General features: G+C 64.8%; 13 protein-coding genes. 6 read left to right on the forward strand and 7 right to left on the reverse strand.

Annotation, left to right across the window (positions count from 1 at the left end; all coding sequences use genetic code 11):
• Positions 1-50: 50 nt before the first annotated feature.
• Complete coding sequence (locus DM373_RS15740; RefSeq protein WP_110994454.1) at positions 51-1,232, reverse strand: NnrS family protein; 1,182 nt, start codon at positions 1,230-1,232, stop codon at positions 51-53.
• Between the two features lie 210 nt (positions 1,233-1,442).
• Here DM373_RS15740 and DM373_RS15745 point away from each other — a divergent pair, with 210 nt between their 5' ends.
• Positions 1,443-2,357: a site-specific integrase gene (locus DM373_RS15745; protein ID WP_110994455.1), complete on the forward strand. Its 915-nt coding sequence runs from the start codon at positions 1,443-1,445 to the stop codon at positions 2,355-2,357.
• A gap of 180 nt (positions 2,358-2,537) precedes the next feature.
• Here the strand turns inward: DM373_RS15745 and DM373_RS15750 are convergent, their stop codons facing one another.
• From DM373_RS15750 to gspG, 3 genes are all read right to left on the reverse strand, one after another.
• Complete coding sequence (locus DM373_RS15750) at positions 2,538-3,692, reverse strand: GGDEF domain-containing protein (RefSeq protein WP_244215079.1); 1,155 nt, start codon at positions 3,690-3,692, stop codon at positions 2,538-2,540.
• A gap of 64 nt (positions 3,693-3,756) precedes the next feature.
• Positions 3,757-4,947 carry a type II secretion system F family protein gene (locus tag DM373_RS15755; protein WP_110994456.1) on the reverse strand — a complete coding sequence of 397 codons (1,191 nt, stop codon included), beginning with the start codon at positions 4,945-4,947 and terminating at the stop codon, positions 3,757-3,759.
• Between the two features lie 11 nt (positions 4,948-4,958).
• On the reverse strand, positions 4,959-5,384 hold the full coding sequence (gspG, locus tag DM373_RS15760; RefSeq protein ID WP_110994457.1) for a type II secretion system major pseudopilin GspG: 426 nt from the start codon (positions 5,382-5,384) through the stop codon (positions 4,959-4,961).
• A gap of 174 nt (positions 5,385-5,558) precedes the next feature.
• On the opposite strand from gspG, the gene DM373_RS15765 reads away from it, so the two are divergent.
• The 4 genes from DM373_RS15765 to DM373_RS15780 all read left to right on the forward strand — a co-directional run bounded on the left by DM373_RS15765 (position 5,559) and on the right by DM373_RS15780 (position 10,911).
• Complete coding sequence (locus DM373_RS15765; RefSeq protein WP_110994458.1) at positions 5,559-6,173, forward strand: lytic transglycosylase domain-containing protein; 615 nt, start codon at positions 5,559-5,561, stop codon at positions 6,171-6,173.
• 118 nt (positions 6,174-6,291) lie between these two features.
• Positions 6,292-7,740 (forward strand): sensor histidine kinase, encoded by a 1,449-nt coding sequence (locus DM373_RS15770; RefSeq protein WP_110994459.1) that lies wholly within the window; start codon positions 6,292-6,294, stop codon positions 7,738-7,740.
• A 281-nt stretch (positions 7,741-8,021) separates the two neighbouring features.
• A complete protein-coding gene (locus DM373_RS15775) occupies positions 8,022-9,515 on the forward strand; it encodes a sensor histidine kinase (RefSeq protein ID WP_110994469.1) in 1,494 nt (497 codons plus the stop codon).
• Entirely contained in the window at positions 9,484-10,911 is a 1,428-nt protein-coding gene (locus DM373_RS15780; protein WP_110994460.1) for a sigma-54-dependent transcriptional regulator, read from the forward strand. The genes DM373_RS15775 and DM373_RS15780 overlap by 32 nt, the downstream gene beginning before the upstream one ends.
• Positions 10,912-11,021: 110 nt before the next feature.
• On the opposite strand, the gene DM373_RS15785 is transcribed toward DM373_RS15780, so the two are convergent.
• The 3 genes from DM373_RS15785 to DM373_RS15795 form a co-directional block, all read right to left on the reverse strand.
• Positions 11,022-11,315 (reverse strand): hypothetical protein, encoded by a 294-nt coding sequence (locus DM373_RS15785; RefSeq protein ID WP_110994461.1) that lies wholly within the window; start codon positions 11,313-11,315, stop codon positions 11,022-11,024.
• 106 nt (positions 11,316-11,421) lie between these two features.
• A complete protein-coding gene (locus tag DM373_RS15790; RefSeq protein WP_110994462.1) occupies positions 11,422-12,774 on the reverse strand; it encodes a GntP family permease in 1,353 nt (450 codons plus the stop codon).
• Positions 12,775-12,887: 113 nt separating this feature from the next.
• Positions 12,888-13,427 carry a gluconokinase gene (locus DM373_RS15795; protein ID WP_110994463.1) on the reverse strand — a complete coding sequence of 180 codons (540 nt, stop codon included), beginning with the start codon at positions 13,425-13,427 and terminating at the stop codon, positions 12,888-12,890.
• Positions 13,428-13,635: 208 nt separating this feature from the next.
• Between DM373_RS15795 and gntR the strand changes: the two genes are divergently transcribed.
• Positions 13,636-14,655: an HTH-type transcriptional regulator GntR gene (gene gntR, locus DM373_RS15800; RefSeq protein ID WP_110994464.1), complete on the forward strand. Its 1,020-nt coding sequence runs from the start codon at positions 13,636-13,638 to the stop codon at positions 14,653-14,655.
• The last annotated feature ends 134 nt before the right edge of the window (positions 14,656-14,789 follow it).

Here is a 14,789-nt window from a genome sequence, read left to right on the forward strand (position 1 = left end):
CGAAGGGCTGCGAAGCAGCCCCATTTTGGCTTCACTGACCTGTAGCAGGACTAACCCGGCATCCCATCTACACGGGGCCGCAGCAGAATCGGCAGGTAGTGCCAAACGAACAGCAGCAACGCCGTGCAGCCGAACACCACCGAAAGCCCCAGCCCCAGTGACGTGAAGGGCGTCACCAGCACCCGGGCAACCGCGGCCAGCTGGATCAGGGCAAACGTCCAGCCGATGCTGCGCGGCACCTGCAAAGGCCGCCCGGTATGCCCCAGGCTGACCCGCGCCATCATCGCCACGATCAGCCCGGTCATCGCCCCCACCGTCAGCGCGTGGGCCGGCAGGCTGGGGTTGAGCGCGATACCCGTATGCCACAGAGCCAGGCCCAGGCAGGCCGGGATCAGCCAGGCATAGGCCAGGTGCAGCGACCACAACAGCGGCAGCCGCCATAGGCCACGGTCGTGCCACAACGCCAGGCGCACCGCGTGCAGCACAGCGAGGGCAGCGAACAGTACCGCCATGGCGGGTTGTGGCGTGTCCTCGAGGCCGAGCACATAACTGACCGGCAGGGCCACGCTGCCCAGCAGGCAGGCGCGGTCGAGCCAGGGCCGGGCAGGGGCGGGGCTCATGTTGCCCAGGCCACGGCGGGTGAAGAACGGGATGACCCGCCCGCCGATCACGCTCATCATCGCCGCCACCAGCCACAACCCGGCGAGCACGCCACGCCGTTGCCACGCCTCGTCCTGGTTCAGCCAGCCGAACAGGGTGATCCACTGGCAGCTGGCGAGCAGCAGCACCAGCGCCACGATCGGGTAGTTGTTGCGCAAACGCCGCTGGATGATCGGCCGCGCCAGGGCCAGCGCCACCAGCGGCAGGAATGCGCCATGCACGGCCACCAGCAGCGCTGGCGGCAGCGCCAGGAACCAACTGGCGCGACCCAGCAGCCAAAGCAGGAACAGCCCCTGCAGCCAGCGCCCGCTGAGGCCGGGCAGGCCGCTCCAGTTCTGCACTGCCGTGAGCAGGAAGCCGGCGACGATCGCCACGGCAAAGCCGAACAGCATCTCATGCCGGTGCCAGGCGAGCATGCCGCCAGGGGCCGTGGTATGCAGTGCGCCGCTGAGCGCCCCGGCCCATAGCAACAGGGCGAGCAAAGCGAACAGGCTGCCGCCGAGGAAGAACGGTCGAAAAGCCAGGGCCCAGAGGGCCTGGCGCGGACGGGCGGCAATCGGCTGGACAAGCATGGCAAGACCCTTGGTTCGATCACAGAGGTTGAATGGGGTAACATCACAATCCGTGCCAGCGCTCAAACCCTTGAATATCAAGGTGATGGCACTTCATCGAGTCATATTGACCCGATTATTTTGTTGTCGTTTTGACATCTATGTGCGTCATAACGACTCGCTTCACGCTTTGCTTGATCATGAGCAAGGCTTCGCTACAGGATCCCCGTTGTGATTGACCTCGCGCGCAACCCGCTGCTGCAGTACCTGGCCCGCCTGGCCCCGTCCAGTCAGCTGACCATGCGCTATATCCTCCAGGACGCGGCTGACCGCCTGGGTTTCGTCGATGCCGACATCGCCGATGTGCCGTGGCACCACCTCGAGCCCGGCCATGTGATCGCCCTGGTTGCCGCCCTGCGTGCCGACGGCTATGCCCCCAACACCTCTTCGCTGTACGTCAACGCCGTGCGCGGGGTGATGAACGAAGCCTGGCGGCTGGGGCAGATCGAGCATGAACAGCTGCTGAAGATCCGCGAGATCAAGCCTGCCAGCGGCAGCCGCCTGCCCCCGGGGCGCAACCTGCGGCGTAGCCTGATCCGTGAGCTGATGGAGGTCTGCGCCGCCGACCCGCGGCCCCAGGGCGTGCGCGATGCGGCGATCCTCGCGCTGCTGTATGGCACCGGCATGCGCAAGTCGGAGTCGGTGGACATCGACCTGGCCCAGGTGGACTTCCAGGAGCGCTGCGTGCAGGTGCTGGGCAAGGGCAACCGCCAGTTGCTCAAGTACGCCCCGGCCTGGGCCTTCGACAAGCTCTCGGCCTGGCTCGAACTGCGCCGCCAGCACCTGCCGGCCGGCGAGCGTGACGACAGTTTCCTGTTCAACCGTATCCGCCGCGGCAGCCACATCACCCGCGCGCGCATCACCAAGCACGCCATCTACTACATCGCCCGCCAGCGCGGGGCGCAGGTGGGGGCGAAGATCATGCCCCACGACTTTCGCCGGGCGTTCATCACCCGGGTGATCGAGGAACATGACCTGTCGATCGCCCAGAAGCTGGCGCACCACGCCAATATCCAGACCACGGCGATTTATGACAGGCGCGATGACAACGAGCGGCGCCGGGCGGTGGAACGCTTCGACTATTGAGCAGTACCTGTCGGCGCAGCTGCTGGCCCCATCGCTGGCAAGCCAGCTCCCACCTCGAGCGTGCTTACCACCCGTTATGCGCTCCTACAGCGGATGTGCAAGTCCATTGTGTGGGAGCCGGCTTGCCGGCGATGAGGCCAGTGCAGGTAACCCAGGGCCGTCTCCCCCCAAAGGACCACCTCACGCCCCGGCGTATTGCAACACCCGGCTGCGCCCCTGCTGCTTGGCCGCATACAGCGCATGGTCGGCCATCGACAGCAGCCGTGACAGGTCGCATTCCTGTGCCGGCCGGCTGACGATGCCGATGCTCACCCCCAACTGGCCGGGTTCCAGCATCGGCAGCCCGGCAAACCCGGCGCAGATGCGCTGCGCCACGGCATCAGCGGCTGCGGCGTCGCTGCCGCGCAGCAGGCAAGCGAACTCTTCGCCGCCGATCCGTGCGAACAGATCGTCGCGGCGCAGGTGGCTCGCCGTTTCGTTGGCGAACGCAATCAGCACTTCGTCCCCCTTGGGGTGACCGTAGTGGTCGTTGATCTGCTTGAAGTGGTCGAGATCGCACAGCAGCAGGGTTACCGGCATACGGCGGGCAGCGCATTCGCGCAGCAACTGCTCGCCACCTTCCATGAATGCACGGCGGTTCTCGATGCCGGTCAACGGGTCGCTGTAGGCTGCGGCCCGCAATTGAATCTCGGCGCGCTCACGGACCATCGCCAGGATGACGTAGGAAATGCCGATGGCGAACAGCATCGATTCAAACAGGATCAAGGCAAACAGCGCCGGGGAACCGGCTTGCAGGGTGATCGCTCGGGCGAGGGCGTCACCCTCGTCGACCCAGGCGCGGATGAAGTAGATCAGCGCATGCAGGCTGGTGAGGATCAGCGCGGGGGTGTACGACACCTGCAGGTGTACCCGCGGCCACTTCAGCTCGGCGATGCTCAGCAGGGTATAGCCGAGGGTCGCGATGGAATAGACCTTCACCCGCAGGCCAAGATCGTCATGGAAGCCCGGCCACAGGCTGAACAGCCACCACCACACGGCCCCCGCCAGCAGCAGCGGCCAGTGCGGCGTGCGCCCACCGAGCACGCGCATGGCCGTCCAGCCAAGGCCGGCAGCGGCCAACAGCAGGCTGTTGCCCAGCACCAGTGCCAGGTAGTCCATGCCCAGGCCGCGCAGGCCGGTCAGCCCCACGCCAACCGTGGAGGCCAGCAGCATCGCGCCCAGATAGCCCAGGCTCGGGTCGCCGGCGCAGCGCCGCCAGGCGTGCAGGGTGAGAATGCTCATCAGGGTGAAGATGAACACGGCGACCAGCATCAGGGTCGGCAGGCTAAGCGGCACGTGGCGGGGCTCTCGGGATAAACCGCGAATGCTAAGCCAGGTGTGTGGCCATTTGCTACCGCGCTCAGTGAATGCTCGATGCCAGTTCGAAGATCGGCATGTACATCAGGATCACGATCAGGCCGATCAACAACCCGATGAAGGTCATCAGCAGCGGCTCGAACAGCTTGACGAACCACTCGACCCAACGCCCGATCTCCTGGTCGTGGAAGTCGGCGCAGCGCTCCAGCATCTCGCCGAGGTTGCCCGACTGCTCGCCGGCCCGCAGCAGGCGCAGTGACACCGGTGTCACCAGTTGCCCGGCTTCCAGTGCATCGGACAGCGGCAAGCCTTCGGCCACGCGCTGGCTGGCTTGTTCCAGGCCTTCGGCAGCGGCGCTGCCCAGCAGCCCCCGGGCCATGCCCAGGGCGGTGAGGATGGGGATGCCACCCTGCAGCAGAATCCCCAGCGAGCGGTAGAAACGCGCCAGTTCGTACATCACCAGGCGCTGGTGCAGGGCCGGGACGCGGCGCAGCTGGCGACTGGCCCAGCGGCGCACCGCCGGGTGGCGGCGCAAGGTGACCAGCAGCGTGATGGCGCCCAGCGTGCCGAGCCCCAAGGGCAGTTGCTGGGCGTGCAGGAACAGGCCGATCTGCATCAGCACCCGTGACAGCCATGGCAACTCGGTGCCCATGCCCTCGAACACCAGGCTGAAACGCGGCACCACGTAGCCGAGCAGGAACAGCACCACGCCACCGCCCACCAGCAACAGCAACAGTGGGTAGACCGAGGCACCCACCAGCTTCTGGCGCACCAGGTCCAGGCGCTGGCGGTAGCCGATGTAGCGCGTCAGCGCATCGCCCAGTGCCCCGGTGCGCTCACTGGACTGCACCAGCGCCACATACAGCGTGGGGAATACCCGTGGCTGCTGGGCCAGGGCCTGGGACAACGAGCGCCCTTCATAGAGCTGGCGCACCAGGTGCTCCAGGGTCTTGCGCGCGCCGCCTGCGGGGGATTTCTCGGCCAGGCTTTCCAGCGCGTCGATCAGTGGCAGGCCGGCATTGAGCAGGGTGGTCAGTTCCTGGCTGAACAGCACCAGGTCGAACGCCGGCGCGCGACGCCAGGGCAGGGCGCGCAGGCCAAAGCCCATGCTGCGCGCGCTGAGCACCTTCAGGCCCTGGTCCTCGGCCTGGCGCCGCGCCTGATCGAGGTCTTCGGCCTCCACCTGCAGTTGCACCACGCCCTGGCTGCCCAGGGCCTTGAGCTGATAGCGCATGGCCGGGCTCCTTACTGCCAGCTGGTGATCTCGGCGTTCTCGCCATCGCCGCCGGGCTGGCCGTCCTTGCCCATCGACAGCAGGTCGTACTCACCGCCGTTCTCGCCGGGTTGCCGGTAGATGTAGGGACGGCCCCAGGGGTCCTGCGGCACGGCTTTCTGCAGGTAAGGCCCGGACCAGCGCGCCTCGCCGCTGGGGGCTACGGTCAGCGCCTGTAGGCCCTGTTCGCTGCTGGGGTAATGGCCGACTTCCAGGCGGTACAAGTCCAGGGCCTTGCCCAGGCCCTCGATCTGCGCTCGCGCCACCTTGGCTTCGGAACGGCCGAGCTGGCTGAAGTACTTGGGCGCGACGATACCGGCCAGCAGGCCGAGTACCACCAGCACCACCAGCAGTTCGAGCAGGGTGAAACCCTGTTGGGCATGGATTCTGCGCTGCATGGGGAAACCCTCCGTTGCGTGTGCACAGCTGCCATGCAACAGCCGTGCACGTCTGCGCCGGGGCCTTGCGCCATGCGGGATGGCAAGCGGCACGCTGCTTGCGTCGTGCTCCGTACACCCGGGTTTTCCGGGGCATTTCCCCCACATCGGGGGCCACGGTGGGAGGCGAACGACATGCGTGGACTGAGTTTTCTTGGCCTGGCCGCGGGATTGACGGCGGCAGTGGTGATGCCGGAGGCGCTAGCCGACGTGTACATCGCCAGTGACGGCAAGGGCGGCTTCATCCTGTCCAACGTGCACCGGCCAGGCCGGCAGTACGAGCGGGTGATCAGTGAGTCGACGGCGGACGGCGGGCCGGCCAACGCACAACTGGTCACGGGCCGGCCCTACGCCGATCTGGTGGCCGCCGCCGCCCTGGCCAACGATGTGCCCCAGGCGCTGCTGCATGCGCTGATCAAGGCCGAATCGGGCTACAACCCCAAGGCGCGTTCGCCCAAGGGCGCGGCGGGGCTGATGCAGTTGATGCCGGATACGGCGAAGGAGATGGGGGTCAAGGACGTGCTCGACCCGAAATCCAATGTGCAGGGCGGGGCGCGCTATCTCAAACGCATGCTGACCCTGTTCGACAACGACATCACCCTGGCCGTCGCCGCCTACAACGCTGGGCCCGAAGCGGTGCTCAGCCGCGGCAAGGTGGTGCCGCCGTTTGCCGAGACACGGCGTTATGTGCCCAACGTGCTGCGTGATTACCGCCTGTTGCGGGGGTTGGCCGACGATTCGCCGCTGTAGCCAGGTGGCCTGGCGGCCCCCTTGGTCGCGAAAGTGCCGGGCAGTGGCGTAAAACCATCATGGTTTCCCCAACTCTGGGCTATAACCTTGAAACAGGTGCCCAGCCGCGGAGCCCGCCATGGACCTCGCCCCCCGTCCCGACACACTCATGCCTGCCGCCGAGGCCAGCTCGGCACGCCGGCCATTCAACCTGCTGCGCTGGTATGCCTGGGTCAGCCTGGCCTTCATCGTTTCGGTGGCCGTGGGGCTGGGGTTGATCTCCAGCCGCTACATCATCGACGAGAGCGTCGAGCGCGATGCGTTGCTGACCGCCCAGTTCATCACCTCGATTGCCGACGCCGAGGTGCGTCATGTGTCGATCCCCAATGTGCGCACCATGGGCGAGCTGATCGACCCGCGCACCGATCACGGCATGCCGGATGTCGACCCCGAGGCCCGGCGCCGGGCCCGAGGCGAGTTTCTCGATCATATCGCCCACCTGCCGGACATGCTCCTGGCCAACATCTATGCCCCCGACCGCACGGTGATCTGGTCGAGCAACCCGGCGCTGGTGGGCAAACTGATCGAGGGCGACGACGACCTCGACCGGGCCTTCGAGTACAAGATGCGGGTGTCGGCGAGTTACCACGATTTCGACAAGGCGCGCAGTGAACAGAAGTTCGTCACCCCGCCTGAACAGCTGTTCATCGAAAACTACATCCCGCTGTTCGATGCCGATAACGATCAAGTCACCGCCATGGTGGAGATCTACAAGGAGCCCCACGACCTGATCGTGCGCATCGAACATGGCCTGCTGTTGATCTGGCTGGCCGTGGCGGTGGGCGCCGGGCTGGTCTATGCCGGGCTGTACGGCATCATGCGCCGGGCCGCGCGCTTGATGGCCGTGCAGCAGAAGCGGCTGATCGGCAACGAGACTTTCGTTGCGCTGGGCGAGGTGTCTTCGGCGGTGGCCCACAGCCTGCGCAACCCGCTGGCCAGCATCCGCTCCAGCGCCGAGCTGGCCCAGGCCTTCGACGAGGGCCCGGCGCAAAAGCATGTGAACGACATCATCAACCAGGTCGACCGAATGTCGCACTGGGTGCGTGAGCTGTTGCAGTCGCTGCGTCCGTTGAGTGAAGAGGCGGTGCCGGTAGACCTGGGGCAGGCGTTGCAGACCAGCCTGCAAGCCTACGACACGGCGCTGCGGCGCAGCAGCGTGCAGGTGCGCCTGGCCGAATTGCCAGCGGTGCAGGTACTTGGGCAACCGGTGTTGCTCGGGCAGATTTTCAACAGCCTGATCGCCAATGCCCTGGAGTCGATGGAGCAGGGCGGCGAGCTGCGTGTGGAGCTGGTGCGCCACGATCGGCGCAGCCTGACGCTGCGCCTTTCGGACACCGGCCGGGGAATGAGCGAGCAGCAACAGCGTTTGGCCTTCCGGCCGTTCTTCTCCACCAAACAGGGTGGCCTGGGGGTGGGGTTGATGCTGGTCAAGCGGATCATGGAGCGCTTTGGCGGCTCGGTGAGGCTGAGCAGCTATGAAGGTGTCGGTACCCGGGTGTCGCTCAACTTCCGCCTGGCCCAGTCGTGACAGGGATACCGGCGAAATTGCGCAAGCACGTGATTTCATTGGGGGTGCAAATGATGGGTGAACATTACCCAATTGTGGGGAATGTTTATCTAACCTGCTTTATGAGTATTGGTTAATTGACTGATTATTAACGGTTATTCAAATGAGCCAAGTACTGGCCAAAATCTTGCTTTCCCATCATCTAACCTTCGGCCAAGGCCGGCATCATGGTCGGCAGTCATCAATGTGCTACCGCGCGTAGCGCAGGCCATCCTCGGCAGTATCCAGGCGGGAACCAAGCGATGCAGACACTGCAGAACGAAGCCCCCGACAAATCCGCTGCGCCCTCGACCGGGCAGGCTGTGCCGCTACGCGAATTCAACCTGCTGCGCTGGTTTTCACTGGTCAGCCTGTTGATCATCGCTTCAGTGGCCATTGGCCTTGGCTATGCGTCGACACGCTTTGTGGTGCGTGACAGCGTCGAGCGCGATGCCATGCTGACCGCCCAGTTCATCCAGGCCATGGCCCAGGCCGAGGTACGTCATTCGCAATTGCCGCCGGGCGTCACCATGGGCGAGTTGCTCGACCCACGGCTCGATCAGCAGCACCTGCAGTTCACCCCGCAACTCGCCGAGTCGACCCGGGTGGAGTTCCTCGACCATGTCGAGCATTTGCCCGACACGCTGTTGGCCAACGTCTATGCCCGGGACCGCACGGTGATCTGGTCGACCAATGCGCAACTGATCGGCAAGCGCATCGATGAAGACGACGACCTCGAGCATGCCTTCCGCTCGCGCAAATCGGTCTCGGCCAGTTACCACAAGGCAGACGATGATCGCGAAGAGCAGAAGTTCGAGCGCGAGCCGCGCCACCTGTTCATCGAGAACTACATTCCCTTGTTCGACAGCCAGGGCGAGCAGGTGCTGGCCATGGTCGAGATCTACAAGGAGCCCCAGGACCTGGTGCGGCGCATCCAGCGTGGCTATGTGCTGATCTGGGGCTCTACCCTGGCAGGTGGGGCACTGATCTACCTTGGGTTGTTCTGGATCGTGCGCCGGGCTGCGGGCATGCTGCACCAGCAGCAGGATCGCCTGGTGGCGAGCGAAACCTATGCCGCCCTTGGCGAGATGTCCTCGGCGTTGGCCCACAGCCTGCGCAATCCGTTGGCCAACATACGCTCGAGCGCCGAGCTGGCCCAGGACATCGCCAACCCGGCGGCGCAGAAGAATATCGGTGACATCGTTACCCAGGTCGACCGCATGTCACGTTGGGTACGCGACCTGCTGGTGTCGCTACGCCCGGCCAGTGACGAGCCCGAAGCCGTCGACCTGGTTGCTGCCATCGAGGATGCGCGGCAGACGTTCACTCCACAGATCCAGCGTAATGCGGTGTGCTTCAGCTTCACTGGGCCCGCCGAGCAGTGGGTGGCCAGCCAGCCGTTGCAGCTGACCCAGATCCTCAACAGCCTGTTCGCCAACGCGCTGGAAGCGATGCCGCAGGGCGGCGAGTTGCGTGCCGAGGTGCTGGTGCTGGATGGGCAGCAGGCCCAGTTGCTGTTCAGCGACACCGGCAAAGGCATGACCGAGCAGCAGAAACGCATGGTGTTCAAACCCTTTTTCACCACCAAGCAGGGCGGCCTGGGTGTCGGCCTTGCGTTGGTCAAACGCATCATGGAGCGCTTTGGCGGTTCGGTCGAACTGAGCAGCCGCGAAGAGGAAGGAACCCGCGTCAGCCTTACTTTCAATCTTGCAGCGGGAGGGGACCATGGATCACAGCATCCTGGTGGTAGAGGATGACGAAATCCTCGCCGACAACATTTGCACCTACCTGAAACTCAAAGGCTTCGAGGTGACGGTGTGCCACAGCGCCGAGCTGGCCCCGGAGCAGATCAAACGGGCCCAGCCTGACGCGGTCCTCACCGACAACTCGTTGCCCGGCATGAGCGGCCATGACCTGTTGCGCACCCTGGTGGCCCAGGCCCCGGAGCTCAAGGTGATCATGATGACCGGCTACGGCAACGTCGAGGACGCTGTGCTGGCCATGAAGGAGGGCGCCTTCCACTACCTCACCAAGCCGGTGGTGCTGGCCGAGCTCAAGCTGATGCTGGACAAGGCCCTGGCCACCGAGCGCATGGAGCGTACGCTGTCGTTCTATCAGGAGCGCGAAGCGCAGAAGTCAGGTTTGCAGGCGCTGATCGGCGAGTCACCCGTCATGCTCGAGCTCAAGCACACCCTGCGCCAGGTGCTCGATGCCGAACGGCGCATGGCCAGCGACGACCTTCCGCCTGTGCTGGTTGAAGGCGAAACCGGCACCGGCAAGGAACTGGTGGCGCGCGCCCTGCATTTCGACGGCAGCCGCGCCAAGGGGCCTTTCATCGAGTTCAACTGCGCGTCGATCCCGGCCAACTTGTTGGAAGCCGAACTGTTTGGCCATGAAAAGGGCGCCTTCACCGATGCCAAGGAGCGCCGTGTGGGCCTGGTCGAGGCGGCCGATGGCGGCACCCTGTTCCTCGACGAGATCGGCGAGATGGACCTGGTACTGCAGGCCAAGCTGCTCAAGCTGCTCGAAGATCGCAGCATTCGCCGCATTGGTGCGGTGAAGGAGCGCAAGGTCGATTTGCGGGTGATCAGCGCCACCAACTGCAACCTTGAGCAGATGGTGCAGCAGGGCAAGTTCCGTCGCGATCTGTTTTTCCGGCTGCGCATCATCGCCCTCAAGGTGCCCCGGCTGTATGCCCGGGGCCAGGACATCCTGCGCCTGGCGCGGCACTTCCTCGCCCACCACGGGCGCCGCTACGGCAAGCCAGGGCTGCGGTTTTCCGCCGAGGCCGAGGCGATGATGCTCGGCTACAGCTGGCCGGGCAATGTCCGCGAACTGCGCAACATGCTTGAACAGACCGTATTGCTGGCCCCCAGCGAGGTGATCGGTGCGCATCAGCTGAACCTGTGCCTGACCCTGGTTGACGAACCCGTAGCTCAACCGGCGCCAGCGGCCATCTTCGAACTGCCTCGGCATGAGCCGGAAGCCGCCGGCAGCCTGCCGGACATGGAGCGCGACATGGTTTGCCGCACCCTTGACCGCACCGACTGGAATGTCACCAAGTCGGCACGCCTGCTGGGGCTCTCGCGTGACATGCTGCGCTACAAAATCGAAAAGCTGGGGCTGACACGGCCAGACAAGCGACAGTGGTGATGCGTCGTATGGGCCCTGACAGCGAACGTGGGAGCGGGCTTGCCCCGCGATTTGAACTTCACCGGTTGGCTCAAGGCCATGCCAAGCAAGCTGCGGGGCAGGCTATTGTCTCAGGGCTTGCCGCTGGCGCCTTCCCCTTGGCGGCCCATGCCCTCTGAGCCACTTTCCCCCAGCCCCGGCAGATCGCGATCATCATTCTGCCGGGCCGCGGGGCTGTCCGGATCATTGCCCTTGATCCGCGGGTCAGTGTCCCGAGGCATGGGCTGCTCGATCGGGTTGAGTGTGCTGTCCACGCCCGGCTGTGGAGCCGGGTTGTGCGGATCGTCGGGGTAGGTGGCGCCGGTACCGGCGGCGAATGCCAGGGGCGCTGCAAGCAGGGCGGCGAACAGGAAGGATCGGTTCATCGGGCAAGCTCCTTGCGACACAAAGAAATCGGCCCCGCTTGCGCGGGGCCGCTGTCTCACTTGGGCCACGCCCTCGTCAGCAAGTTGCCATGGCCCTGATCAACGGTCACACCACCTGGGCCAGCAACATGATGAAGATGATGCCGACCACCGACAGGATGGTCTCCATCATGCTCCAGGTCTTGAAGGTCTCGGCCACGGTCATGTTGAAGTACTGCTTGACCAGCCAGAAGCCGGCGTCGTTGACGTGGGACAGGATCAGCGAGCCCGCGCCGGTGGCCAGCACCAGCAGTTCGCGGTTGACACCCGGCACCAGGTCGATCACCGGTGCGACGATGCCGGCGCCGGTGATGGTGGCGACTGTCGCCGAACCTGTGGCAATGCGGATCACCGCGGCCACCAGCCAGGCCAGCATGATCGGCGAAATATCGGCCTGCACGGCCATTTGCCCGATCACGTTGCCCACGCCGGTATCCACCAGCATCTGTTTGAAGCCGCCGCCGGCGCCGACGATCAGCACGATCGCGGCAGTGGGGGCCAGGCTCTGGTCGAGCATCTTCATGATCTGCTGGCGGCTGAAACCGCGCGCCGAACCGAAGGTATAGAAGGCCAGCAGCAGGGCGGCGAGCAGGGCGGTGATCGGGTGGCCGATCAGGTCCATCCACTGGCGCACGATGTGCTCGGCCGGCAGTACCACGTCGGCGAAGGTCTTGAGCAGCATCAGCACCACCGGCAGCAGCACGGTGATCAAGGTCACGCTGAAGCTGGGCAGGTTCTTCTGGTCGGATTCACGGGCGATCTGGTCCATCAACTCCTGGGAAGGGTTGCCGGGGATGTAGCGCGAGATGAAGTTACCGAACAGCGGGCCGGCGATGACGGCGGTGGGCAGGGCGACCAGCAGGCCGTAAAAGATGGTCTTGCCGATGTCGGCATGGAAGATGCCGATCGCCAGCAATGGCCCCGGGTGCGGCGGCACCAGGCCGTGCACCACCGACAGGCCGGCCAGCAGCGGGATGCCGATCTTCACCAGCGATACCCCGGAGCGGCGGGCGACTATGAACACCAGGGGAATCAGCAGCACGAAGCCGATTTCGAAGAACAGCGGGATGCCCACCAGGAAGGCGGCGAACATCATGGCCCAGTGCACTTTCTGCTTGCCGAAGGCGCGGATCAGCGTCTGGGCGATCTGGTCGGCGCCGCCGGAGTCGGCCATCAGCTTGCCGAGCATGGTGCCCAGCGCAAGGACGATGCCGACAAAGCCCAACACGCCGCCAAAGCCGTCCTGGAACGACTTCATCACCTTGGCCACCGGCATGCCGGAGGTCAGGCCAAGAAAGCCTGCGGCCAGGGTGAGGGCAACGAAGGGATGGACCTTGAAATGGGTGATCAGCAGGATGAGCCCGATGATGGTGACCATCGCGTCGAGCAACAGGAAGGTATCAGTAGCCAGTCCGAACATGGTTCGTAAGCCTCGGTCTTGTCGTTGTTGTTTTGGCGTAGCTTGGTTTTGAGCGTTCGTCGCTTTCAGGTGGTGAGATAGCGCTATCTTTGGTGAGCCGGAAAACCGCCGGGTCAGGCAGTCCGCGCCAGGGGCCGCTCACCGCAGGGCTTTAGCCAGTCATGCACGGTCTCGGCGAGGGCCTCGATCGGGCGGGTGGCATCCAGCGCCAGGGTGAGGGGTTCGCCGCGCGGTGATTCCAGGGCGGCGAACTGGCTGTCGATCAGGCTGGCCGGCATGAAGTGGCCGGGGCGGGCGAGTACGCGCTTTTCGGCTTCCTGCGGGGTCAGCTCGAGGAACACGAAACCCAGCTCGGGCACGGCCTGGCGCAGGGTTTCGCGGTAGCGGCGCTTGAGTGCCGAGCAGGTGAGGATCGGGCGCTCGCCGGCCTTGATGATGGCCTGCAGTTCTTCGCCAAGGCGCACCAGCCAGCCGGCGCGGTCGTCATCGTCCAGGGGGATGCCGGCGCTCATCTTGGCAATGTTGCTGGCGGGGTGGAACGCATCGCCTTCGACCAGGCGACCACCGCTGCGCGCAGCAATGGCGGCGCCGATGCTGCTTTTGCCGCATCCAGCCACGCCCATCACCACTATCGCGGACAGGGGAAAGTTCATCGGTACCTCCTGCTGGGTGAGATAGCGCTGTCTCGACCAGGGCGAAACGAGAGTGCGAGCGCCACCCTCCCGGGTGTTATTGATTTTGTCTTAGGCAGTATGGACGCTGCATGCATGGCTGCTACCAAGATTGCATTGCCTGCATCCAGAGACAGCGCTACCTTAGTGACCGTTCCCCATTCCTGCAAGTAGTAAAATTACAACATTCATGTCTCGCATCGGCTCGCGTACCACAGGTCGTCCCACTCTGGCGGAAGTCGCCAGGCTTTCCGGGGTATCCCCGATTACCGCTTCCCGCGCCCTGCGCGGCGTCATCACTGTCGCCCCGGAACTGGTGGCCAAGGTCATGGCGGCAGCGGCCAGCCTGGGCTACGTTGCCAACCCGGCGGCGCGGGCCTTGGCCTCGGCGCGCAGCCAATCGGTGGTGGTGCTGATTCCGTCATTGTCGAACCAGTTGTTCATCGACACCCTCGAAGCCATTCACGAGGTCATGCGCCCGCGCGGCCTGGAGGTGCTGATCGGCAACTATCACTACGATATTGCCGAGGAAGAGAACCTGATTCGCAACTATCTCGCCTATCAACCTTGCGGCATGTTGCTCACGGGTTTCGAGCGCAGTGAGGGTGCGCGGCAGTTGCTGGCGGCCAGCCATGTGCCTTGTGTGCACATGATGGAGCTGGGCGGTGAAGCGGGGGCGCTGTCGGTCGGGTTCTCCCAGCACCAGGCCGGGCGTGCGGCGGCGCAGCATCTGATTGCGCGTGGGCGGCGGCGCCTGGGGTTCATCGCGGCGCAACTGGACCCGCGGGTGATGCAGCGGGCCGAGGGCTTCCGTCAGGCCTTGGCGGAGGCTGGGTTGCAGGCGCCGGAGCTGGAGATGCTCGACCCGCAGCCTTCGTCGATCGGTTTGGGCGGTGAGTTGTTCAGCCGTTTGCTGGCGCAGGCGCCGGATGTGGATGGGATCTTCTTCTGTAACGATGACCTGGCGCAGGGGGCGGTGCTGCAGGCGCTGCGTGAGGGGGTCGCGGTGCCGGGGCGGGTGGCGATGATTGGGTTCAACGATTTGCCGGCTTCGGCGCATATGGTGCCGCCGTTGACGTCGATTCGTACGCCGCGGGCGGCGGTTGGGCGGGGGGCGGCGCAGGCGTTGCTGGCGATGCTTGATGGTAAGCGGGCGGTGACTGAGCAGCAGGATCTGGGGTTTGAGTTGATGCAGCGGGAGAGTTCTTGATCGTTGGTGTGGTTTGATTCGGACTGAGGATGTTGGATGTTGGATGTTGGATGTTGGATGTTGGATGTTGGGTGTTGAATTGTTTGTTTGGTGATTGATTTGTTTTTATAAGGTATGCGCATTCATTAGCTTTA

It is taken from the genome of Pseudomonas sichuanensis, from assembly GCF_003231305.1.
Lineage (GTDB): Bacteria > Pseudomonadota > Gammaproteobacteria > Pseudomonadales > Pseudomonadaceae > Aquipseudomonas > Aquipseudomonas sichuanensis.

Bases quoted from the DNA above. Each gene is read 5' to 3' on its own strand.
- DM373_RS15740 (WP_110994454.1), bottom strand. From the start codon at position 1,232: ATGCTTGTCCAGCCGATTGCCGCCCGTCCGCGCCAGGCCCTCTGGGCC.
- DM373_RS15755 (WP_110994456.1), bottom strand. From the start codon at position 4,947: ATGCGCTATCAGCTCAAGGCCCTGGGCAGCCAGGGCGTGGTGCAACTG.
- gspG (WP_110994457.1), bottom strand. From the start codon at position 5,384: ATGCAGCGCAGAATCCATGCCCAACAGGGTTTCACCCTGCTCGAACTG.
- DM373_RS15765 (WP_110994458.1), top strand. From the start codon at position 5,559: ATGCGTGGACTGAGTTTTCTTGGCCTGGCCGCGGGATTGACGGCGGCA.
- DM373_RS15770 (WP_110994459.1), top strand. From the start codon at position 6,292: ATGGACCTCGCCCCCCGTCCCGACACACTCATGCCTGCCGCCGAGGCC.
- DM373_RS15775 (WP_110994469.1), top strand. From the start codon at position 8,022: ATGCAGACACTGCAGAACGAAGCCCCCGACAAATCCGCTGCGCCCTCG.
- DM373_RS15780 (WP_110994460.1), top strand. From the start codon at position 9,484: ATGGATCACAGCATCCTGGTGGTAGAGGATGACGAAATCCTCGCCGAC.
- DM373_RS15785 (WP_110994461.1), bottom strand. From the start codon at position 11,315: ATGAACCGATCCTTCCTGTTCGCCGCCCTGCTTGCAGCGCCCCTGGCA.
- DM373_RS15790 (WP_110994462.1), bottom strand. From the start codon at position 12,774: ATGTTCGGACTGGCTACTGATACCTTCCTGTTGCTCGACGCGATGGTC.
- DM373_RS15795 (WP_110994463.1), bottom strand. From the start codon at position 13,427: ATGAACTTTCCCCTGTCCGCGATAGTGGTGATGGGCGTGGCTGGATGC.
- gntR (WP_110994464.1), top strand. From the start codon at position 13,636: ATGTCTCGCATCGGCTCGCGTACCACAGGTCGTCCCACTCTGGCGGAA.